Origin of the sequence: Caldithrix abyssi DSM 13497 (assembly GCF_001886815.1) — a bacterium.
Lineage (GTDB): Bacteria > Calditrichota > Calditrichia > Calditrichales > Calditrichaceae > Caldithrix > Caldithrix abyssi.
In genome coordinates this window covers 661,935-678,990 of sequence record NZ_CP018099.1, presented here as the reverse complement: position 1 = coordinate 678,990, position 17,056 = coordinate 661,935, and the positions used below count along the sequence as shown (strand labels likewise).

Here is a 17,056-nt window from a genome sequence, read left to right as displayed (position 1 = left end):
CTTATCAAAAAATACAGTTTATTCATCAGTTCATTATAAAAACCACGAATTTCACGAATAGACACGAATATATTTTATGTAATTTAACTAAGGCGGCGTAGCCGCAACCAAAAACAACCGCAACGCGCGCAAAGTAATTTTCTCGCAGATTACGCCAATAATCGCAGGAAATGATTAAACAATTTATTTTAAGCAACCAGAGAAGTCACAAAGGGCGCAGTGAATATTTTAAATTAAATTACCCTTGCTCGCTCGATCATCACTCCCAGACAAAAGATCAGGAATTAACGTACTTGTAAGGGCGAAGGATTTCCAACCCTACTTTATCCAGAGCGCTTTTTTTATATCCCCAGTTTGACAGTTAACGCCAAATTTTTCAAAGCCAAATCAAAAAAAACATATAATTAAGTTTCTCTGTTTCAATTTCTTTGTAGTCTATGCAGGAGTGCTTTTTTATTTGCTATCAAATCGTTTTATTATTATATTCATTCTATGTTTGTTAAGGTGAGTCGATCCAAAAGAAATAACAAAGTCCATGAGACTTTACAAATCGCTGAGTCCTACAGAGACTCAAATGGAAAAGTACGCCATCGAATCTTGCTGCATTTAGGCCCTACCGACAAATTCATCAAAAAAGACGTAGACACGCTTATCAACGGACTTTTAAGGGCTAAGGGGTTAACTTTACAGGACTTAGACAGCAATATTGATAATGTCAAGGCCTTCGGTCAAATCTGGGCGCTTGTCCATTTATGGAAAGAGCTTAAAATGAGCCAGATTATTGCCAGGCAAAAGGAAAAAAGCGGAATAAAGTTTGATCTTGAAGCTCATTTAAAAAGTCTGATATTTAACCGCCTTGATGATCCTTCTTCCAAGCTAAAACTACTCACCTGGTTAGAAACCGTTTATATTCCGGGTATCAACAAAGACGACATTCGTTATGAGTATCTTTTAAGAGCGATGGATTTTCTAATAGCTCATAAAGAAAAGATTGAAACCCAACTTGCTAATCGTTTACTAGATCTGTTTAATCAGGATCTAAAGGTTTGTTTTTATGATTTAACATCAAGCTACTTTGAAGCCGAAAACTCATTGGTAGAAGGCGATATTCGTCAGTTTGGTTATAGTCGTGACCACCGCGGGGATAGAGAACAGATCGTAATTGGCGTAGTGATGACCGGAGATGGTATTCCTATAGCCCATTACGTCTTCCCTGGCAATAAGGCTGATCGCTCTACCTTGCAAGAGATGCTCAATGATATTCGCAGGCGATTTAAGGTAAAAGATATCCAGCTGGTGGCAGACAAAGGTTTATTAAGCAATGACAATCTCTGGCATTTAATCCAACAAGGTTATGAGTTTATTCTTGGAGAGAGTGTTCGTCAGAGCAAGGATGCCAAATCGGTTATAAAAGAAGCCAATGCGCATAAAGAGGCGACTGGTGAGACGATCTATGAGCGCCTAACGGAGCGTGAAATCAAGTCAAAAGATGGTAAAAAGGAAAAGATAAAACTTCGTTATGTGGCCAGTTACAATGCCGCTACGGCATTAAAGCGCTATAAAAATCGCATCAATCGTATTAATGAATTTTTAGAGCTGTCAGAAGAGATTAAGAAAAAGGGAATAAACACAGAAGATAAATATCATCAAATAAAGAGTGTATTATCAAGAAAACGTTTAAGTCGTTTCTTTAATGTTGAATTAACAGAAGATACGATAGAGATTCATAAGCAAGATGAGGTATTATCAGAAGAAGAAAAGAGCGACGGTTGGTTTATAGTGATAAGCAATGCTCATGACCTGAGTAAATCAGAACTCATAGCGCGCTATAAAGATTTAAAATATGTGGAGCATGGTTTTTACGAATTAAAGCATAGTTTGAATTTACGTCCCAATTTTCATTGGACAGAGAAGCGTATCAGGGCTCATGTGATGGTATGTTTTCTTGCATTCCAGATGGCAGTATTGTTTGAGAAGCGTTTGAGTGGCATAAAATTAAGTTGGCAGCGTGCTATGGAGAGCCTGCGTCGAGTCGTGGTTGTAGAATGGGAAAATGAAGGGAGACGTCGTAAAGGATTATCCAGAGTGCATGGCGAACAATTGGAAATATTTCAGGAGATAGGCAGCAGCAAGCCAACGCTTTTATCTTTGTAGTGACAACTTAACGAAAATGAAATTAAACTAACTTAATAATAATAAAGGAATTATGTTCCATACAACTGTCAAACTCAAGTTATATGACTAAAGATTAATGCTTACCATCGCTGAATTGTTCTTAGAAATCCTTCGCCCCTACATAAACGGTGGCAGGCATTCACCACATTTGCAGAAACAGGTTTGAAATGACAGGCTAACTATTCAACCATTCAACTAATTAACTATTCAACCAATCCAGCAGCACAAAAATTTTCAAATCCCGCCCGGGAGGCTGTTGCATGGGGGGGAGGAATTAATGCTTATATTCTCCGATATTGATAATTTTTTCTCATTCTTAAGCGTTGGGCAAAATATAGAATTAAAAACGCCAAAATATTCTTTGAAAATAAAATTAATAGATCATCTTTTTCTTGTGATGCTGTTATAAACGCTGCTAAACGTTTCCCTAACATATTTTTAAATAGAACATTAATATTATGCCCAATACACATTAACGTAAATTCACTACGAACATTATTAAGACCAGATAAGGAAAATCCACGATAGCCTAAATTATGCTTCAAGTTACCAAAAACAGGTTCAACTGTCACCGAACGCTTCTTTAGTCGTTCCTGCGCCGCTGAAGTTTGTAACTTTTTCGCCATACGTTCGCAATAACTCTCATTAACTGAACGATGGATTTGCTTAACTTTCTTTTTACTGGAAATACATAAATTAATTAAGGGACAGTCCTGACAATCATTGGAACGATATACGATCCGTTCGCTATTTCTCTCAACTGGAAAAAGCTTCTTACCCGTCGGACATTCATAGTAATCTCCCTGTTCATGATACACAAAATCACTTCGTTTTAGTTTTCTTTCTTCTTTTTGCAATTCTTCCTTGGAGGTTGGTGTCTCCTTTATCGAACGATTGGATAACTGGGGATCGGCTATTACGGCATCAATCTGCTTTTCTTCCAATTCTTTTAGGTCTGTGCTATTGTGATAACCGGAATCGGCCGTGTAAGATCGCTTATCATCTGAACCAAGATTCTTCTCTACTTGTTCTTGAATCGGTATGAATTGACCCTGGTCGTTGGGCTGGCTTACGACTTCATGAGCTACTATTAAATGACTGGACATATCTACGCCTAATTGTGCGTTATAGCCCGGTCCATCCACCGAAGGCATCATGCGGGCATCCGGCTCTTTTACATTTATTTGATGTCTTGAACGGTGTTCTGATTTGAGCTGTTTCTTACGCTCTTTCAATTGGGCTTTACGTTCTAATATCTCTTTCTCTAAGCGCTCAAGCCGTTCTTTCTCCGCTCGAAGAGTTTCTAAATCTAATTCATCCGTGGCCCCCTGTTCTACAAAATTACAGCGCTGCATGTATTGCTTGATCTCTGCTCTTAACTTCTCTATACGTTTGTCTAATTGATCCTCAGTGTAGCCATGACGCTTACTGCTGTGCGCTTTGATTTTCGTGCCATCTATGGCTATCTGGTTGAAACTACTTATGCCTTCGGCCTGGGCAATTAAAAGTATCTCTACAAAATATTGGTCTAATAAATCCAAATGTGCCTTGCGAAAACGACTTAATGTACTATGATCCGGATGCTGATTCCCAGTGATATAAATGTAGCGCGTATCATATTTACACAATTCCTCCAGCTTACGGGTGCTGGTAATGCCGTTACTATAAGCATAAAACCATAAGGCAAGCATCATGTCTGGGGCATAAGAATCACCGCCTTGTGAACTATAACGGGAATAAAGTGCACTTAAATCAAGGCGCGAAACCAACTCCACTACAAATCGACTCTTTGGATCGTCTCTGGCAAAATCTTCCACACTATAGCCAAAGAGATTCATTTGTGAGCGATTATAAGTAATAAAACTCATGGAATTCCTTTGTTATTACTTGTTTTATCTGTCGCCCAGAATTTACAAATTTTTTGAATTTTACTCAAACTGAATTTGCAACAGCCTCCCGGGCGGGATTGATCTTCCAGAGGAAGTATCCTAAGTACGGTGTAAATGTGTCGCCTACCTGATCTATTTTTAGGAATAAAATTTTAGGGATGGTTACAGGTGGCGGATTAATTTTAGTGATTTTGGGCAGAAAATTCTGTATATTTTGCGTTTAAGTAATAAATAAATTTTAAAAAGCAGGAGTTCGATTCATGGGTAAGGAAATACCGAAGGTATATGATCCGAAAAAGGTTGAGAATAAATGGTACGACCACTGGCTGCAAAAACGTTATTTCCACGCGGAGGTCAATCCGCGCAAAAAACCGTTCACGATTGTAATTCCGCCGCCCAATGTGACGGCCAACCTCCACATGGGGCATGCTTTTAATAACACCATTCAAGATATCCTGATTCGCTACCACCGCAAGTTGGGCTACGAAACCCTGTGGCTGCCAGGCACCGATCACGCTGGCATTGCCACGCAAAGCGTTGTGGAGCGCGAACTGCTCAAAGAAGGCAAATCGCGTTACGACCTGGGGCGAGAAAAGTTTGTCGAAAAGGTCTGGGAATGGAAAGAAAAACACGGTTCGACCATCATCCACCAGTTAAAGATGATGGGCGCTTCCTGCGACTGGGACCGCGAGCGATTCACATTGGATGAAGGTCTTTCCAATGCGGTTCAGGAGGTGTTCATCCGCCTGTACAACAAGGGGCTGATTTACAAAGGACTGCGCATTGTAAACTGGGACCCGGCCTCGGCTACCGCTCTGGCCGACGACGAGGTGGAACACAAAGAGGTACAGGGGAAGCTTTACCACATCCGCTACAAAGTTAAGGACTCCGATGAGTACATCGTGGTGGCCACCACGCGCCCTGAAACCCTGCTGGGAGACACGGCCGTAGCCATTGCGCCTGACGATATGGAAAAGTACCATTTGCTGGGCAAAAAGATCATCATCCCCTTTGTGAATCGCGAAGTCGAATTGGTAGTGGACGATCACGTGGATAAAGAATTTGGTTCCGGCTTTGTTAAAGTTACCCCGGCCCACGACCCCAACGATTTCGAAATCGGTCAGCGCCACCAGCTGCCCATGGTGCTCATGCTGGATAAAGACGGGAAGGTTCTCCACCGCTGTCTGCTGTTCAAAGACGGCGAGTATGTGGAAGAATTGCCCATTCCGGACTATCTGGCCGGCAAGGATCGCTTTGAAGCGCGGGAAATCATCGTGGAAAAACTAAAAGAGATGGGGCAGCTGGAAAAGGTGGAACCCCATGTGCATTCCGTGGGACACAGCTATCGATCCAAGGTGCCTATCGAGCCTTACCTTTCGGTGCAGTGGTTCGTTAAAATGAAGCCTCTGGCCGAAAAAGCCTTAAAAGTCGTCAAAGAGGGAAAGATCAAATTTCACCCTGAAGGACGCTTTGAAAAAACGTACGAGCACTGGATGACTCATATTCGCGATTGGTGCATCTCGCGCCAGTTGTGGTGGGGCCACCGCATTCCGGCCTGGTACAACGAAAAAGGCGAGGTAAAGGTTTGTAAAGAAGATCCTTCCACACCAGACGAAAAGTGGACGCGCGACCCCGATGTGCTGGACACCTGGTTTTCATCACAGCTGTGGCCTTTTTCTACCCTGGGCTGGCCCGACGACACGCCGGAGCTTAAATATTTTTACCCAACCGATGTGCTGGTCACCGGCCCGGACATCATCTTCTTTTGGGTGGCGCGCATGATTATGGCCGGCCTGGAGTTCATGCACGAAATTCCTTTTAAACACGTGTACTTTAACGGCATCGTGCGCGACGAGCAGGGACGCAAAATGAGCAAGTCGCTGGGCAACGGCATCGATCCGCTGGACATGATCGAACAGTACAGCGCAGACGCCGTGCGCTTCACCTTAATCATGCTCAGTTCGGAAGGCCAGGATATCAATCTGGGCGAACGCAGCTTCGAAATAGGACGAAATTTTTCCAACAAAGTGTGGAATGCCTTCCGCTTTTTAGCCATGAACTCCGATCAGCGCTGGGACACCGATTTCCAGAAATATGAAGCGCACTTTACCTTTGAAGACCGCTGGATTGTGAGTCGCTTTCAGAAAGCGATCGAGGGTGTTTCGCAGGGCATAGAAAACTTTCGCGTAAATGATGCGTTAAACGCCATCTACCATTTTTTCTGGGATGAATACTGCGACTGGTATCTGGAAATGATCAAACGGCGCCTGTATCAGTCAAACAACGAAATAGAACGAAAAACGGCGCTGAGCGTGGCCGCTTACATCATGAAAAGCTCCATGGAGCTACTGCACCCGTTCATTCCTTTTATTACGGAAGAGATCTGGCAGAATTTGCGCAGCGAAGAGGAAGAAAGCATCGTTATTTCGCCATGGCCGGAGGTCAAAAAATCGTTGATTAACGAACAGATTGAAGAGCAGATGCGCTTTGTGCAGGAGGCCATCAGCGCCATTCGCAATCTACGGGCAGAGATGAATGTGCAGCCGGCGCAAAAAATCAATGTGTACTATTCAGCAAACGCCGGGCGCAGTCAGTTAATCCAAACCAACCGCGCCCATTTTGCAGCCCTGGCCAAAGTCGAAACGTTAAGCCCCCTGCCCGAAAATTTTGACCGGGCGGAGGCCGGCGTTGTGGTGGTGCAATCCACCGAGTTCTTTATTCCTTTGCGCGAGGCGCTTGATCTGGACAAAGAAAAAGAACGTCTGCAAAAAGAGATTAAACGGCTGGAAGGTCTGGAAAAATCTTGCCTGGCCAAGCTGAACAACGAAAACTTTTTACAAAAAGCGCCGGAAAAGGTGGTGCAAGCCGAGCGCAATAAACTGGCCAATATTCAAGAAAACCTGGATAAAGTCAGGAGAAATTATGAAAAACTATTTGGCTCTAAAAGTTAGCCTGGCGCTCTTAGCGCTGTTCGGCTGGCTGGCCGCGCAAAGCGACCTGTCCATTACCGTTACCGGCCAAAATCTGGGGCTGGTGCACGAACGACGCGAAATCGATCTTAAAAAAGGCGTAAGCGAATATTGGTTAACCGATATCCCGCAGCAAATTGACGCCACTTCGGTGCTGGTCGAAAGTCCTGGCAACGCGTTTCTGGTGCTCGAACAAAATTATGAATACGATCTGATCAACGTCAGCAAGGTGCTGGATAAATCCATCGACCGTCAGATCTGGGTGGAAGACCCGGCGTTAGGGCAAATTTCCGGCAAACTTCTCGCTAACAACGCCGAATACCTGATGCTGCTTGACGAACAGGGGCAATTACAAATTTTGCCGCGCAACGACAAACAAAAAGTGCTGCTCAAAGACTATGCCCGGCAAAAAGATCAGTTCATCACCAAACCCACCCTGGTCTGGAAGGTAAAAGTCAGAAAAGACGGCAAACACCCGCTGGTTTTAACCTATTTAACGCGCGGTTTAAAATGGCGCGCCGATTACGTGGGCAGGTTAGAGGACGACGATCAACAGCTGCAGCTGGCCTGCTGGGTAACCATCGAAAACCACAGCGGCAGGACTTACAAAAATGCGCGACTCAAATTGATGGCCGGAGAATTAAACATTGTACGCGATGTGTTCCAGCGGAAAAACATGGTAAAACGGTTAATGGCTACTGCCGTGACGCGCGAATCGCAGTTCGAAGAAAAAGAATTTTTTGAGTACCACCTTTACACCCTGCAGGGCAGAACCACCCTGCTCAACAACCAGATCAAGCAAATTCAGCTTTTTCCAGAAACCGCTGTTAAGGTCAAAAAAAGTTTTGTCGTAACCTCCTACGCGCCGCAAAAGGTGGAAGTGAAAATTAAATTCAAAAACAGTAAGCAAAACAACCTGGGCATTCCCTTCCCCGCCGGAAAGGTACGCCTGTACAAAGAAGATGGTCAGGACCTGGAGTTTATCGGAGAGGACGCCATTGAACACACGCCGCGCAATGAAGAAATTTTATTGACGGTGGGGCGGGCGTTTGACCTTGTCAGCAAAAGAAACGTGCTAAAGACAGAACGTCCCTCAAAGGAAAAAGAAAAGAGAACGATCGAGTACGTTTTGCGCAATCACAAAAAGCAGGATGTGCTGGTGGAAATCATCGAATATGTGCCATCCTATCGCGAGGTTGAACTGCTGTCCTCAAACTTTGAAGCGCTCGAAACAAAAGCAAACTATTTAAAGTTTAAGATTCCCGTCAAAGCGGGCGGTAAAAATCGACTCGAAATTAAATATTTACTGAAATAAAAAGTACATGAAAAAACAAACCGGCAATCTGTTTGATAGCAAAACAAATGACCCGTTGCAACGTCCCCTGGCCGAACGCGTTCGGCCGCAATCGCTGGACGAGGTGGTGGGACACGAAAAAATAATCGGGCCGCAATCGACCTTGCGTAAACAGATTGCTTCGGGTTATTTGCCTTCGATGATCTTCTGGGGGCCGCCAGGCGTTGGGAAAACCACCCTGGCTCGACTGCTGGCCCGGGAGCTGAAATACCGTTTTGTGTCCATCTCTGCCGTTACCTCCGGCGTTAAGGAGGTCAAGCAAATCATCGAAGAGGCCCGTTCTCAACGTCGATATTATAATCAGGCCACCGTTTTGTTTATAGACGAGATTCATCGTTTTAACAAAGCTCAGCAGGATGCTCTGCTGCACGCGGTGGAAGACGGCACGCTAATTTTAATGGGCGCCACCACCGAAAATCCCTCTTTTGAAGTGATTGCCCCGCTGCTCTCTCGCTGCCAGGTTATCCAACTCAACGAGCTATCGGCCAGTGATTTAAAAACCATTGTCCAACGCGCCATGGAAAAAGATGTGTTGTTGCAGCAGTACGACATCGACTTACAAGGTTTTGACGCCTTGCTGGCTTTTGGCGCCGGAGACGCTCGCCGAACGTTAAATTTACTGGAGATGACCTTTCACCTGGCCGAAAAAGACGGTAAAAAGGTGATCATTACAGAAGAGCTGGTAAAACAGGCCGTGGATCAGAGTCCACTGTACTACGACAAACACGGCGACTACCACTACGACACCATATCGGCCTTTATTAAAAGCGTGCGCGGCAGCGATCCGGACGCCGCTGTTTACTACCTGGCCGTCATGCTGGAAGCGGGCGAAGACCCTGTTTTTATTGCTCGCAGATTGATTGTTCTGGCATCAGAAGATATTGGCAATGCAGAACCATATGCACTGATGCTGGCCAATACGGCTTTTGAAGCGGTCAAAAAGATTGGCATGCCCGAGGCGCGGATTATTCTGGCCCAGGTTACGACCTACCTGGCCTCGGTGCCCAAAAGTAACGCCGCCTACCTGGCCATCAACCGCGCACAGGAAGTGGTGCGTAAAAAAGGCCCCAAATCCGTTCCACTGCATTTGCGCAACGCCCCTACAGGATTAATGAAAGATCTGAAGTACGGTGTGGGTTACAAATATCCGCACGATTTCCCCGGACATTTCGTCCGGCAAAATTACCTGCCTCAGGGTCTGGAAGATGAACTTTTTTACGAACCGGCTTCAACCGGGCGCGAAGCCAGATTAAAACAATACCTTGAACAGCTCTGGGAAAAACGCAAAGGAAAAGACATTGATTAACTGGTTTAAGAAAATTCTGTTTAACAAGTATCTCAATTGGCGGTTAAAACGGTGGAAAGAACCGGGCAATGCCATTGATTTTCAGCGCTCTTTTACCAACCTCAAACATTTACTGATTATCTTGCCGGAATACTGGGACCTGGAAGCCATCCAGGATTCTTTCATCAAACCGTTGTACGAAATTTTTGGCGGCGACGTTAAAATTTCTACCTTCGAAAAGAAGAATTTTCGCAAAGAAGACAGCACCTGGATTGGCCTGCCTAAAAAGCAGTACCTTGAACTTTTCCAGAGTGAACAATTGGATGTGATCATTGATCTAAGCGAACCGCAGGACAAATTTTCCACTTACATGTGCGCCATGCTAAAGGCGCCCTTAAAGATTTCCCTGGAATCAGGCCCCTTTGACCGGATTTACAACTTAAGCATTCGGGCAAAATCGGCAGAATCGCCCGAACGCCGTATCGAAATCGCCTTAAAATATTTTAAAGAGTTAACAAAAGCATCTAATATTCATTAACTAAGAGGTAATTACCATGCGCTTAATTCGTTTCCTGATCTTACTCCTGTTGCCTGTTTTTCTTATTGCTCAAAATGAGCCCGTCATTGAGGTGGGCAGTTTTAATATCGAATGGTTTCCGTGCAAAGAAGACGGACAAATGATGCAAAAATACGGCATCAACTTGCGCAATCCGCCGCGGGGAAATCCAACCGATGTTCCGGCACTTTTTCAATTATTAAAAGAACTGGATATTGAATTGCTGGGGGTGGTGGAAATTGTGGACACCGATCTCTTTGCGCGCAAAGCCAAAGAGTATTTGGGGCCGCAGTATGAATTTGTGTACGCGCCTTCTAAAAGCTCACAAAAGGTGGGGTTTTTGTACGACTCCTCCGTACTGGAGCTTAAAGAAGCGCCGCAAGTTTACATGGACGTGGCCCTCAACCCGGATTCCTGGTTAAGGCCCGCCCTGCGCGGTTATTTTAAATACAAACCGGCGGGATTCGATTTCCACGCCATTATCGTCCATTTAAAAGCTGCACCCAGCGGCTGGAAAATTCGCAAAAAACAATGGCAGGCCCTGGAAAAAATTATTACCGATCTGAAAGAAAATTCCGGCGATAAAGACATTATCCTGATGGGCGATTTTAATAATGTGTCCCGACTGGGTTATAAGGAATTCCTTCCGCGCATCGATAAATGGAATTTTTACTGGGCCACTCATGAATTGCTGGAAGATTCTCTGGTCACCAACTACTGGCAGCCCGATTACACCAAGCAATACATTCAGGGTTCATTGATCGACCAGATTTTCATCTCCGATGACGCCAAATTCGAAATGATTCCCAACAGCGTAAAAGTGGGCGGCGTGTGCGCCGAGGGACGTAAATCTTACGAAGGTCCCCATTTGCCTGAGTTCTACGAAAAAATTTCGGACCACTGTCCGGTTTTTGTTTCCTTTAAAGCGGATATTGACAACGATTAACATGACAAAGAGGAATGGTATGGACACAGGCTTAAAAGATAAAAAAGCGATTGTGCTGGCGGCCAGCAAGGGATTGGGCAAGGCCGCGGCACAGAGCCTGGCCGCCGAGGGCTGTCACTTAGCCATTTGCGCCAGAAACGAAGAACAACTCAATAAAACGGCCGATCAGTTTAAAGCAAGCGGAGTAGATGTTTTTGCCAGTGCAGTTGACGTAGCTAACCCCGGCGCCTTAAAACAGTTCATGGAACAGAGCATTGAACGGCTCGGCGGGGTCGACATTCTGGTAACCAACGCCGGCGGCCCGCCGGTCAAATCGTTTGAAGAAACCAACGAAGAAGAGTGGCGTTATTGGTACGAGGTTACCTTTATGACCGTCGTTCGTTCTATAAAAAGCGTGTTGCCCTTGTTAAAAAAACAAAATTGGGGACGAATTATCAACATTACTTCCATCTCAGTTAAGGCGCCGGTGGAACGGCTGATCTATTCCAACGCGCTGCGCCTGGCAGTCGTTGGCCTGGCTAAAACCCTTTCCATAGAACTGGGGCCCTTTAACATTACCGTTAACAACGTAGCTCCCGGCTACCACCTGACCGATGGATTGGAGCGGATTGTCAAAAAACGCATGGAAGCCGGAGAAACGCGCGAAGATATTTTCGCCGCCTGGGAAAATAAAATTCCCATGCGGCGTATCGGCCAGCCAGGCGATCTGGCGGGATTGATTGTCTTTCTGGCTTCGGAGCAGGCGGGATACATTACCGGAGCGACCATTCAGGTGGACGGCGGACTGTACCCCGGCACGCTGTAGAATCATTCCATACTTCCCTCGTAAGATCTATTCCGCCGGGGTGGAAGTGGTTGAATGGTTAATTAGTTGATTAGCTGATTGGTTGAATAGTCGCCGGCCTGTCATTTCAAACCTGTTTCTGCAAATGTGGTGAATTCCTGCCACTGTTTATTATAGGGGCGAAGGATTTCCAAGAACAATTCAGCGATGGTAAGTATTAATCTTTAGTCATGAAAAAAAGCGCACTGGATAAAGTAGGGTTGGAAATCCTTCGCCCTTACAAGTACGTTCATTCCTGATCTTTTGTCTGGGAGTGAGGATCGAGCGAGCAAGGGTAATTTAATTTAAAACATTATTTGCCCCCATTGTGACTTCTCTGAGCGCTATCTGGTTGCCTAAATCCCTGCGGAAATATTGTCGGTTGCGGCATTGCGGCCTTAATCTTTTATCAAGTGTTTTAAAAGGTGTGCGCTGAAAGGAGAATGCCTGATAAAAGGACGAAAACGCGTAAACCCCAGATAGCGAATTAACGAAATAAACGTTTTACGGTAAATGATGTAATCCATTACATGGTGGCGACGGCTGGTAAAGGCGCGCATCCAGCGCTGCTCTTTTCCGGAAAAATCATAAAGCTTTAAGCCCTGCTTAAAGGCGTATTCAATTTCATATAACCGCAGCAGCAACCCGGGGGACTGCTTTTTAAAGCGTTCGTCGTACGCAATTTTCATAACGTGTAAACCGTCCATCGTCTGTAAACACAACGAAGCAGAAATCAACTGGCTATCAAGCAAAAGCTTGAACTGAATCATTTTTAGTTGCGGAGTGTTAATCAACGAAAGTTTTTTAAACAACCCGTGTAAATGCGCCCGGTGTTTCAATGAGGATTTATTCCTTCCCTTCCAGCCGGCGTCCTCTAACTCTAAAAATTGCTGAAAATCTTCATTGCTAAGCGGCGCTTCAATCGCCAGGTAAAATAGTTCGCCCATCTTACGCAGCCTGTTTGTTTTGCGCTTAATTTCATGCCGGAAGTGGCGGCTGCGTTCTTTAAAATAAGTAGAAAAGTCCCCCTGCAACCTGATATACGGCACGCACAAATGGGATTCTACTGAAAATGGCCAGCGATATTTTTTTAGAATGCGTTCCAGGTAAATGTCGTCCGCCCGGCTGGCTGAAAGTCTGCGCAAGGTTAATAAATCCCAATCCCGATGTGTTTCGTAAAAATGAGCAAGTAACTTTAATAAAATCGGTATCTGATGCTCTTGCTTGCAAACAATCAGGGTTTGAATCTGGTCGCGCGCTCCGGAAAAGGTGTAAACGTTAAGCTTTTTCGTAAGTATTCTGGCCTGCGTGCGGACAAAGGGCAAAATACCTATTAGCCGCTCGTTGTGGTCTTTAAAAACAAAGATGTGCAATTTTAAAATCTGGTCTTGATTAACCTCTAACCAGGCCCGGTGCCATTGAAATGTCATGGTGGGTAAATATCCGGGAATATGACGCAGTAAATGATTCCAATCCCCTTCCAATCGGTAAAAATCTTCAATAGTTGTAATTACATTGACTTGAATCGTTCCGGAGAATTTGGCCATCGTTTCCTCTGAATGTGTTTGTGAAGGGTTATCGGAGAATTGGACAAAAAATTAAGCACAAAGATTGAACGGAAAAACATTTTTGCAGGCTACCTTCCCACACCGGCGCGGCAGCTCTCTCCCATCCATCGGTAGAAAATTCTTTACACCGATGAAATACGCATGCCGGCTAAATGCCATGAGGCTTATCGCCTGAGCCCAAACAAATAAGGATTTTCAATCATCGTTGACAAAGAGAAGGTTGCCTGCCTAAAAAGTTAAGATTGAAAAAGCCCATTAAGCATTCGCATCAGAATTTTGCCCTCCTTTGCTCCTCATTCCGCACGGCGAAAATAAAGGCTTGCAAAGGAAGGCTGCTTAAATTTTGTTTAGCGCCGGCTACCGCACTAAAATCATTTTGCGCAGCAAACGCTGCGATTCTGTTTTTAGCGACAGAAAATAAACGCCGCTGGCCACGGGATTTCCACGCAGGTCTCTTCCGTTCCAGACAAAATAATTTTTTCCAGCAGGTAAATCCCCTTTCCATGAGCGAATTTGCCGACCGCGAAGGTTGTAAAGGTACATTTCCACATGCGAAGCCTGTTTGAGCTGCACCATAATCCTGGTTGAACTGTTAAAAGGATTGGGGAAATTGCTCAGCAAACTAAAAGTTTCTACATGATGCGCTTTATCGTCTGGAATATCCGTAATTCCGGCCGTCCATTTTAAAATCCTGGCCAGAACCGAATCTCTGGCCGCTTCATCGGCAATTTGTTCCAGGCCCACCCCAAAATAAACCGTTTTAAAGATTCCGCCATCGTAACGCAGCGCGCCGATCTTGCCGTTGTCGTATTTGAAAACCGGCGTGGATTTTCCGGAATAGCTTTCTAACTCTTCAGGAAAGAAGTTTGAAAAGCCATACGGCCGGGCCAGATCAAAAGACAACCCGTCGCCGATCGGATCGCCGGCCACGCCGCTGAACCGAATGCCATTTGAATTATCGCTCACGTATTTTGCGTCGAAGTAGTTGTGAATAAAATCCATCGCATTTTGAAAATGACTGTTTCCCTGGGGATCGAAGATATCCCAGCCTATGTCCTGACCAAAAATAGCCAGGCCGCCGCCGCCATCAAGATACTGGCTCAAAAGAGCAATATCCTCCTCTGAAAACGCCGGAAAGCCCCAGGAAATATTCCAGATAATCAGCCGGTAATTATTCAGATCAAATTGTTGGCTTAAATTCAATGTGTTTTGCTCGCTCAGTGCCACGTACCTGATGTTCATTTTATCAAAGACATTTAGAAAATTGATCTCGTAGCCTGCCCCGCCATCGTCATCTACAAAAAGTAAATCAGAGTTTTCCGGAACGACGACCGAAAGCTCCCTTTTAAATCCATATCCATATCCTTCGCCATAAAAGCCCGGATCATCGATGTTTTCCGCAAAAATGCTGGCGCTGAAAGAGCCAAATTCAGCGCTCTGAATCACCGCGTCGAAATAAAGCGTGTCACCGGCGGCAATGGCAATGGGATTATGCCAGTCGTCGCCGCTGGCCGTTTCGAACCAGCTGTCCCAGCCGGCCGACATACGAACCTCTTTAAATTGTAACTGTACATGAATCGTAGTATCGTTACGGTTAAAAATGAAGTAAGGCAGTTTTTTTAGCGAATTGGCGGATGTAAATTGGATGTCTTTGATTTTTGATTCCACGATAAATGTTGGAAAGTCGATATTAGCCTGAACAACCTCTTTACTAACATCGGACTGCACCCAGGCTACCACCGCCAGATCGCCTACTTCCCACTCGCTTTTTAATGGTGTGGCTACTTCAAAATTTAACGTGTCGCCCATACTCAAAGGGGCAAGCGAAATACCGGTGGCATTGGGCAGCATCTTTCTTAACACTTCCGGAAAATCTTTTTCACCGTTGGAACCGGGAGGCGACGGATAACTGACCATGCGCTGTGTAACCGCCACACGTAAATAGAGATCGGTTGCAGAAACATCCTCTAAAATGATTAGTTTGATTTTCGCTGTGAGCGAATCTTCTGAAATATTGGTGCGAATGTTTATTTTTAAGGGCGCGGGAATTTTCAATCGTTCTTCCATGCGAGCTACCATGGCCTCATAATCGGATGGGACGCCGTGTGGCGTGCCATCCAGCACATACGTAGGAACTGCGTTAATGCCGTAGTAATTAATGCGCGTTCTGCAATCTGTTGCGGCGGAAACGTACATGGGGTCATTGCTCCCGGGCCACCAGGCGTGATAGCGCACCGAAACAACGCCGCCAAAATGCGATGCGTAAAATTTTTGTAGAATGGGATTATAAGTGGCGCATGGAGCGCAACTGGCGTTGGTGGCTTCTTCCAGAAGGACAATGCGTTGCGTTTGCGCCGAAAGCAATTGCAAGATTACCAAACAGAACATGATGCAAAAATAAAAGAGTTTCATGGGGAGGTTCTCCTGTTGTTTTTTGCAATCTAAAGAAAAATAGTGTAATATGGCAAACGAAAAATTTGATTTTTAACATAAGTAAATTTAAATTTGCACTGCTCAACAGCCGGAGTGGTGGAATTGGCAGACGCGCTGGACTCAAAATCCAGTGCCCTTCGGGGCGTGTCGGTTCGAGTCCGACCTCCGGCACTTAAAGCCCGGCATTAGCCGGGCTTTTTTATTTGATAAGGCGTTCTTTTCTCCAATCCAATTCCTTTTTGTACTTAATGCTGGAGATGAGTTGCTTTTCAAGGTTTTATCGCTTAAATTTTATTGAGTTGGGGCCGTAGCTCAGCTGGGAGAGCACCAGAATCGCACTCTGGGGGTCGGGAGTTCGAATCTCCTCGGCTCCACTTTTTTTTATGGTTATTCAGGCCATTTTCTCATCTAATTCTGCCTCGAACCATTAGAATACTTCCTTCGTAGCATCTGTCCAGCCATGGCTGGATTGGTTGAATGGTTGATTAGTTGAATGGTTGAATAGTTAGTCTGTCATTTCAAAAATGTTTCTGCAAATGTGGTGAATTCCTACCACCGTTTACGTAGGGGCGAAGGATTTCCAAGAACAATTCAACTCTGGTAAGCATTAATCTTTAGTCATATAAAAAAAGCGCTCTGGATAAAGTGGGAATGGAAATCCTTCGCCCTTACAAGTACGGTCATTCCTAATCTTTTGTCTGGGAGTAATGGTACAAGAGGGTGAGGGCAATTTAAACTATTTTAAATTTTTAACACTCTTTGCGCTCTTTGTGACTCCTCTGAGCTCTCTGTGGTCGCTTGAAATAATTTGTTTAATCCGTTTCTGCGATTATTGGCGTAATCTGCGAGAAAATGACTTTGCGCACGTTGTGGTTGATTTTGGTTGCGGCTATGCTGTACTACAATTAAAAATTACGAATTACGAATTATCACGCGGAGCGGGAGGCTGTGCCCGAATAGTAGAGTGCCGGTTTGCTTAGCTTTGGTCTCAGAATAATTTATTTAATCCGTTTCTGCGATTATTGGTTTAAGCTACGAGAAAATGACTTTGCGCACGT

10 protein-coding genes and 2 tRNA genes are annotated in these 17,056 nt (G+C 44.9%); 9 read left to right on the top strand and 3 right to left on the bottom strand.

Translation table 11 applies throughout. The features are described from left to right. The first annotated feature begins 492 nt into the window (after positions 1–492). The gene (locus Cabys_RS02685; RefSeq protein ID WP_006927061.1) at positions 493–2,154 is read left to right on the top strand and encodes an IS1634 family transposase; all 1,662 of its coding nucleotides are present in this window, start codon (positions 493–495) and stop codon (positions 2,152–2,154) included. Between the two features lie 302 nt (positions 2,155–2,456). Here the strand turns inward: Cabys_RS02685 and Cabys_RS02680 are convergent, their stop codons facing one another. Further along, complete coding sequence (locus tag Cabys_RS02680) at positions 2,457–4,043, bottom strand: IS1182 family transposase (RefSeq protein WP_006926562.1); 1,587 nt, start codon at positions 4,041–4,043, stop codon at positions 2,457–2,459. A gap of 281 nt (positions 4,044–4,324) precedes the next feature. Here Cabys_RS02680 and Cabys_RS02675 point away from each other — a divergent pair, with 281 nt between their 5' ends. The 6 genes from Cabys_RS02675 to Cabys_RS02650 are packed head-to-tail and all read left to right on the top strand — an operon-like array spanning position 4,325 to position 11,979. Next, on the top strand, positions 4,325–7,015 hold the full coding sequence (locus Cabys_RS02675; RefSeq protein WP_006928579.1) for a valine--tRNA ligase: 2,691 nt from the start codon (positions 4,325–4,327) through the stop codon (positions 7,013–7,015). Continuing rightward, positions 6,987–8,348, top strand: coding sequence for a DUF4139 domain-containing protein (locus Cabys_RS02670; RefSeq protein WP_006928578.1), 1,362 nt, complete (start codon positions 6,987–6,989; stop codon positions 8,346–8,348). Before Cabys_RS02675 ends, Cabys_RS02670 begins: the two co-directional genes overlap by 29 nt. Before the next feature lie 7 nt (positions 8,349–8,355). Further along, a complete protein-coding gene (locus Cabys_RS02665) occupies positions 8,356–9,693 on the top strand; it encodes a replication-associated recombination protein A (RefSeq protein ID WP_006928577.1) in 1,338 nt (445 codons plus the stop codon). Further along, positions 9,686–10,210, top strand: coding sequence for a DUF6913 domain-containing protein (locus Cabys_RS02660; protein WP_006928576.1), 525 nt, complete (start codon positions 9,686–9,688; stop codon positions 10,208–10,210). Before Cabys_RS02665 ends, Cabys_RS02660 begins: the two co-directional genes overlap by 8 nt. 16 nt (positions 10,211–10,226) lie before the next feature. Beyond that, the gene (locus Cabys_RS02655) at positions 10,227–11,174 is read left to right on the top strand and encodes an endonuclease/exonuclease/phosphatase family protein (protein ID WP_006928575.1); all 948 of its coding nucleotides are present in this window, start codon (positions 10,227–10,229) and stop codon (positions 11,172–11,174) included. Between the two features lie 19 nt (positions 11,175–11,193). Beyond that, complete coding sequence (locus Cabys_RS02650; RefSeq protein WP_006928574.1) at positions 11,194–11,979, top strand: SDR family oxidoreductase; 786 nt, start codon at positions 11,194–11,196, stop codon at positions 11,977–11,979. Positions 11,980–12,395: 416 nt separating this feature from the next. On the opposite strand, the gene Cabys_RS02645 is transcribed toward Cabys_RS02650, so the two are convergent. Together Cabys_RS02645 and Cabys_RS02640 are read right to left on the bottom strand one after the other, a co-directional pair. After that, positions 12,396–13,544 (bottom strand): GNAT family N-acetyltransferase, encoded by a 1,149-nt coding sequence (locus Cabys_RS02645; RefSeq protein ID WP_006928573.1) that lies wholly within the window; start codon positions 13,542–13,544, stop codon positions 12,396–12,398. A gap of 378 nt (positions 13,545–13,922) precedes the next feature. Next, positions 13,923–15,977: an Omp28-related outer membrane protein gene (locus tag Cabys_RS02640; protein ID WP_006928571.1), complete on the bottom strand. Its 2,055-nt coding sequence runs from the start codon at positions 15,975–15,977 to the stop codon at positions 13,923–13,925. 108 nt (positions 15,978–16,085) lie between these two features. Here Cabys_RS02640 and Cabys_RS02635 point away from each other — a divergent pair. Further along, positions 16,086–16,169, top strand: a tRNA-Leu gene (locus Cabys_RS02635). Positions 16,170–16,299: 130 nt separating this feature from the next. Beyond that, positions 16,300–16,372, top strand: a tRNA-Ala gene (locus Cabys_RS02630). The last annotated feature ends 684 nt before the right edge of the window (positions 16,373–17,056 follow it).

Excerpts from the sequence above, each read along its gene's own strand:
- Cabys_RS02685 (WP_006927061.1), top strand. The coding sequence starts at position 493 with ATGTTTGTTAAGGTGAGTCGATCCAAAAGAAATAACAAAGTCCATGAG.
- Cabys_RS02680 (WP_006926562.1), bottom strand. The coding sequence starts at position 4,043 with ATGAGTTTTATTACTTATAATCGCTCACAAATGAATCTCTTTGGCTAT.
- Cabys_RS02675 (WP_006928579.1), top strand. The coding sequence starts at position 4,325 with ATGGGTAAGGAAATACCGAAGGTATATGATCCGAAAAAGGTTGAGAAT.
- Cabys_RS02670 (WP_006928578.1), top strand. The coding sequence starts at position 6,987 with ATGAAAAACTATTTGGCTCTAAAAGTTAGCCTGGCGCTCTTAGCGCTG.
- Cabys_RS02665 (WP_006928577.1), top strand. The coding sequence starts at position 8,356 with ATGAAAAAACAAACCGGCAATCTGTTTGATAGCAAAACAAATGACCCG.
- Cabys_RS02655 (WP_006928575.1), top strand. The coding sequence starts at position 10,227 with ATGCGCTTAATTCGTTTCCTGATCTTACTCCTGTTGCCTGTTTTTCTT.
- Cabys_RS02650 (WP_006928574.1), top strand. The coding sequence starts at position 11,194 with ATGGACACAGGCTTAAAAGATAAAAAAGCGATTGTGCTGGCGGCCAGC.
- Cabys_RS02645 (WP_006928573.1), bottom strand. The coding sequence starts at position 13,544 with ATGGCCAAATTCTCCGGAACGATTCAAGTCAATGTAATTACAACTATT.
- Cabys_RS02640 (WP_006928571.1), bottom strand. The coding sequence starts at position 15,977 with ATGAAACTCTTTTATTTTTGCATCATGTTCTGTTTGGTAATCTTGCAA.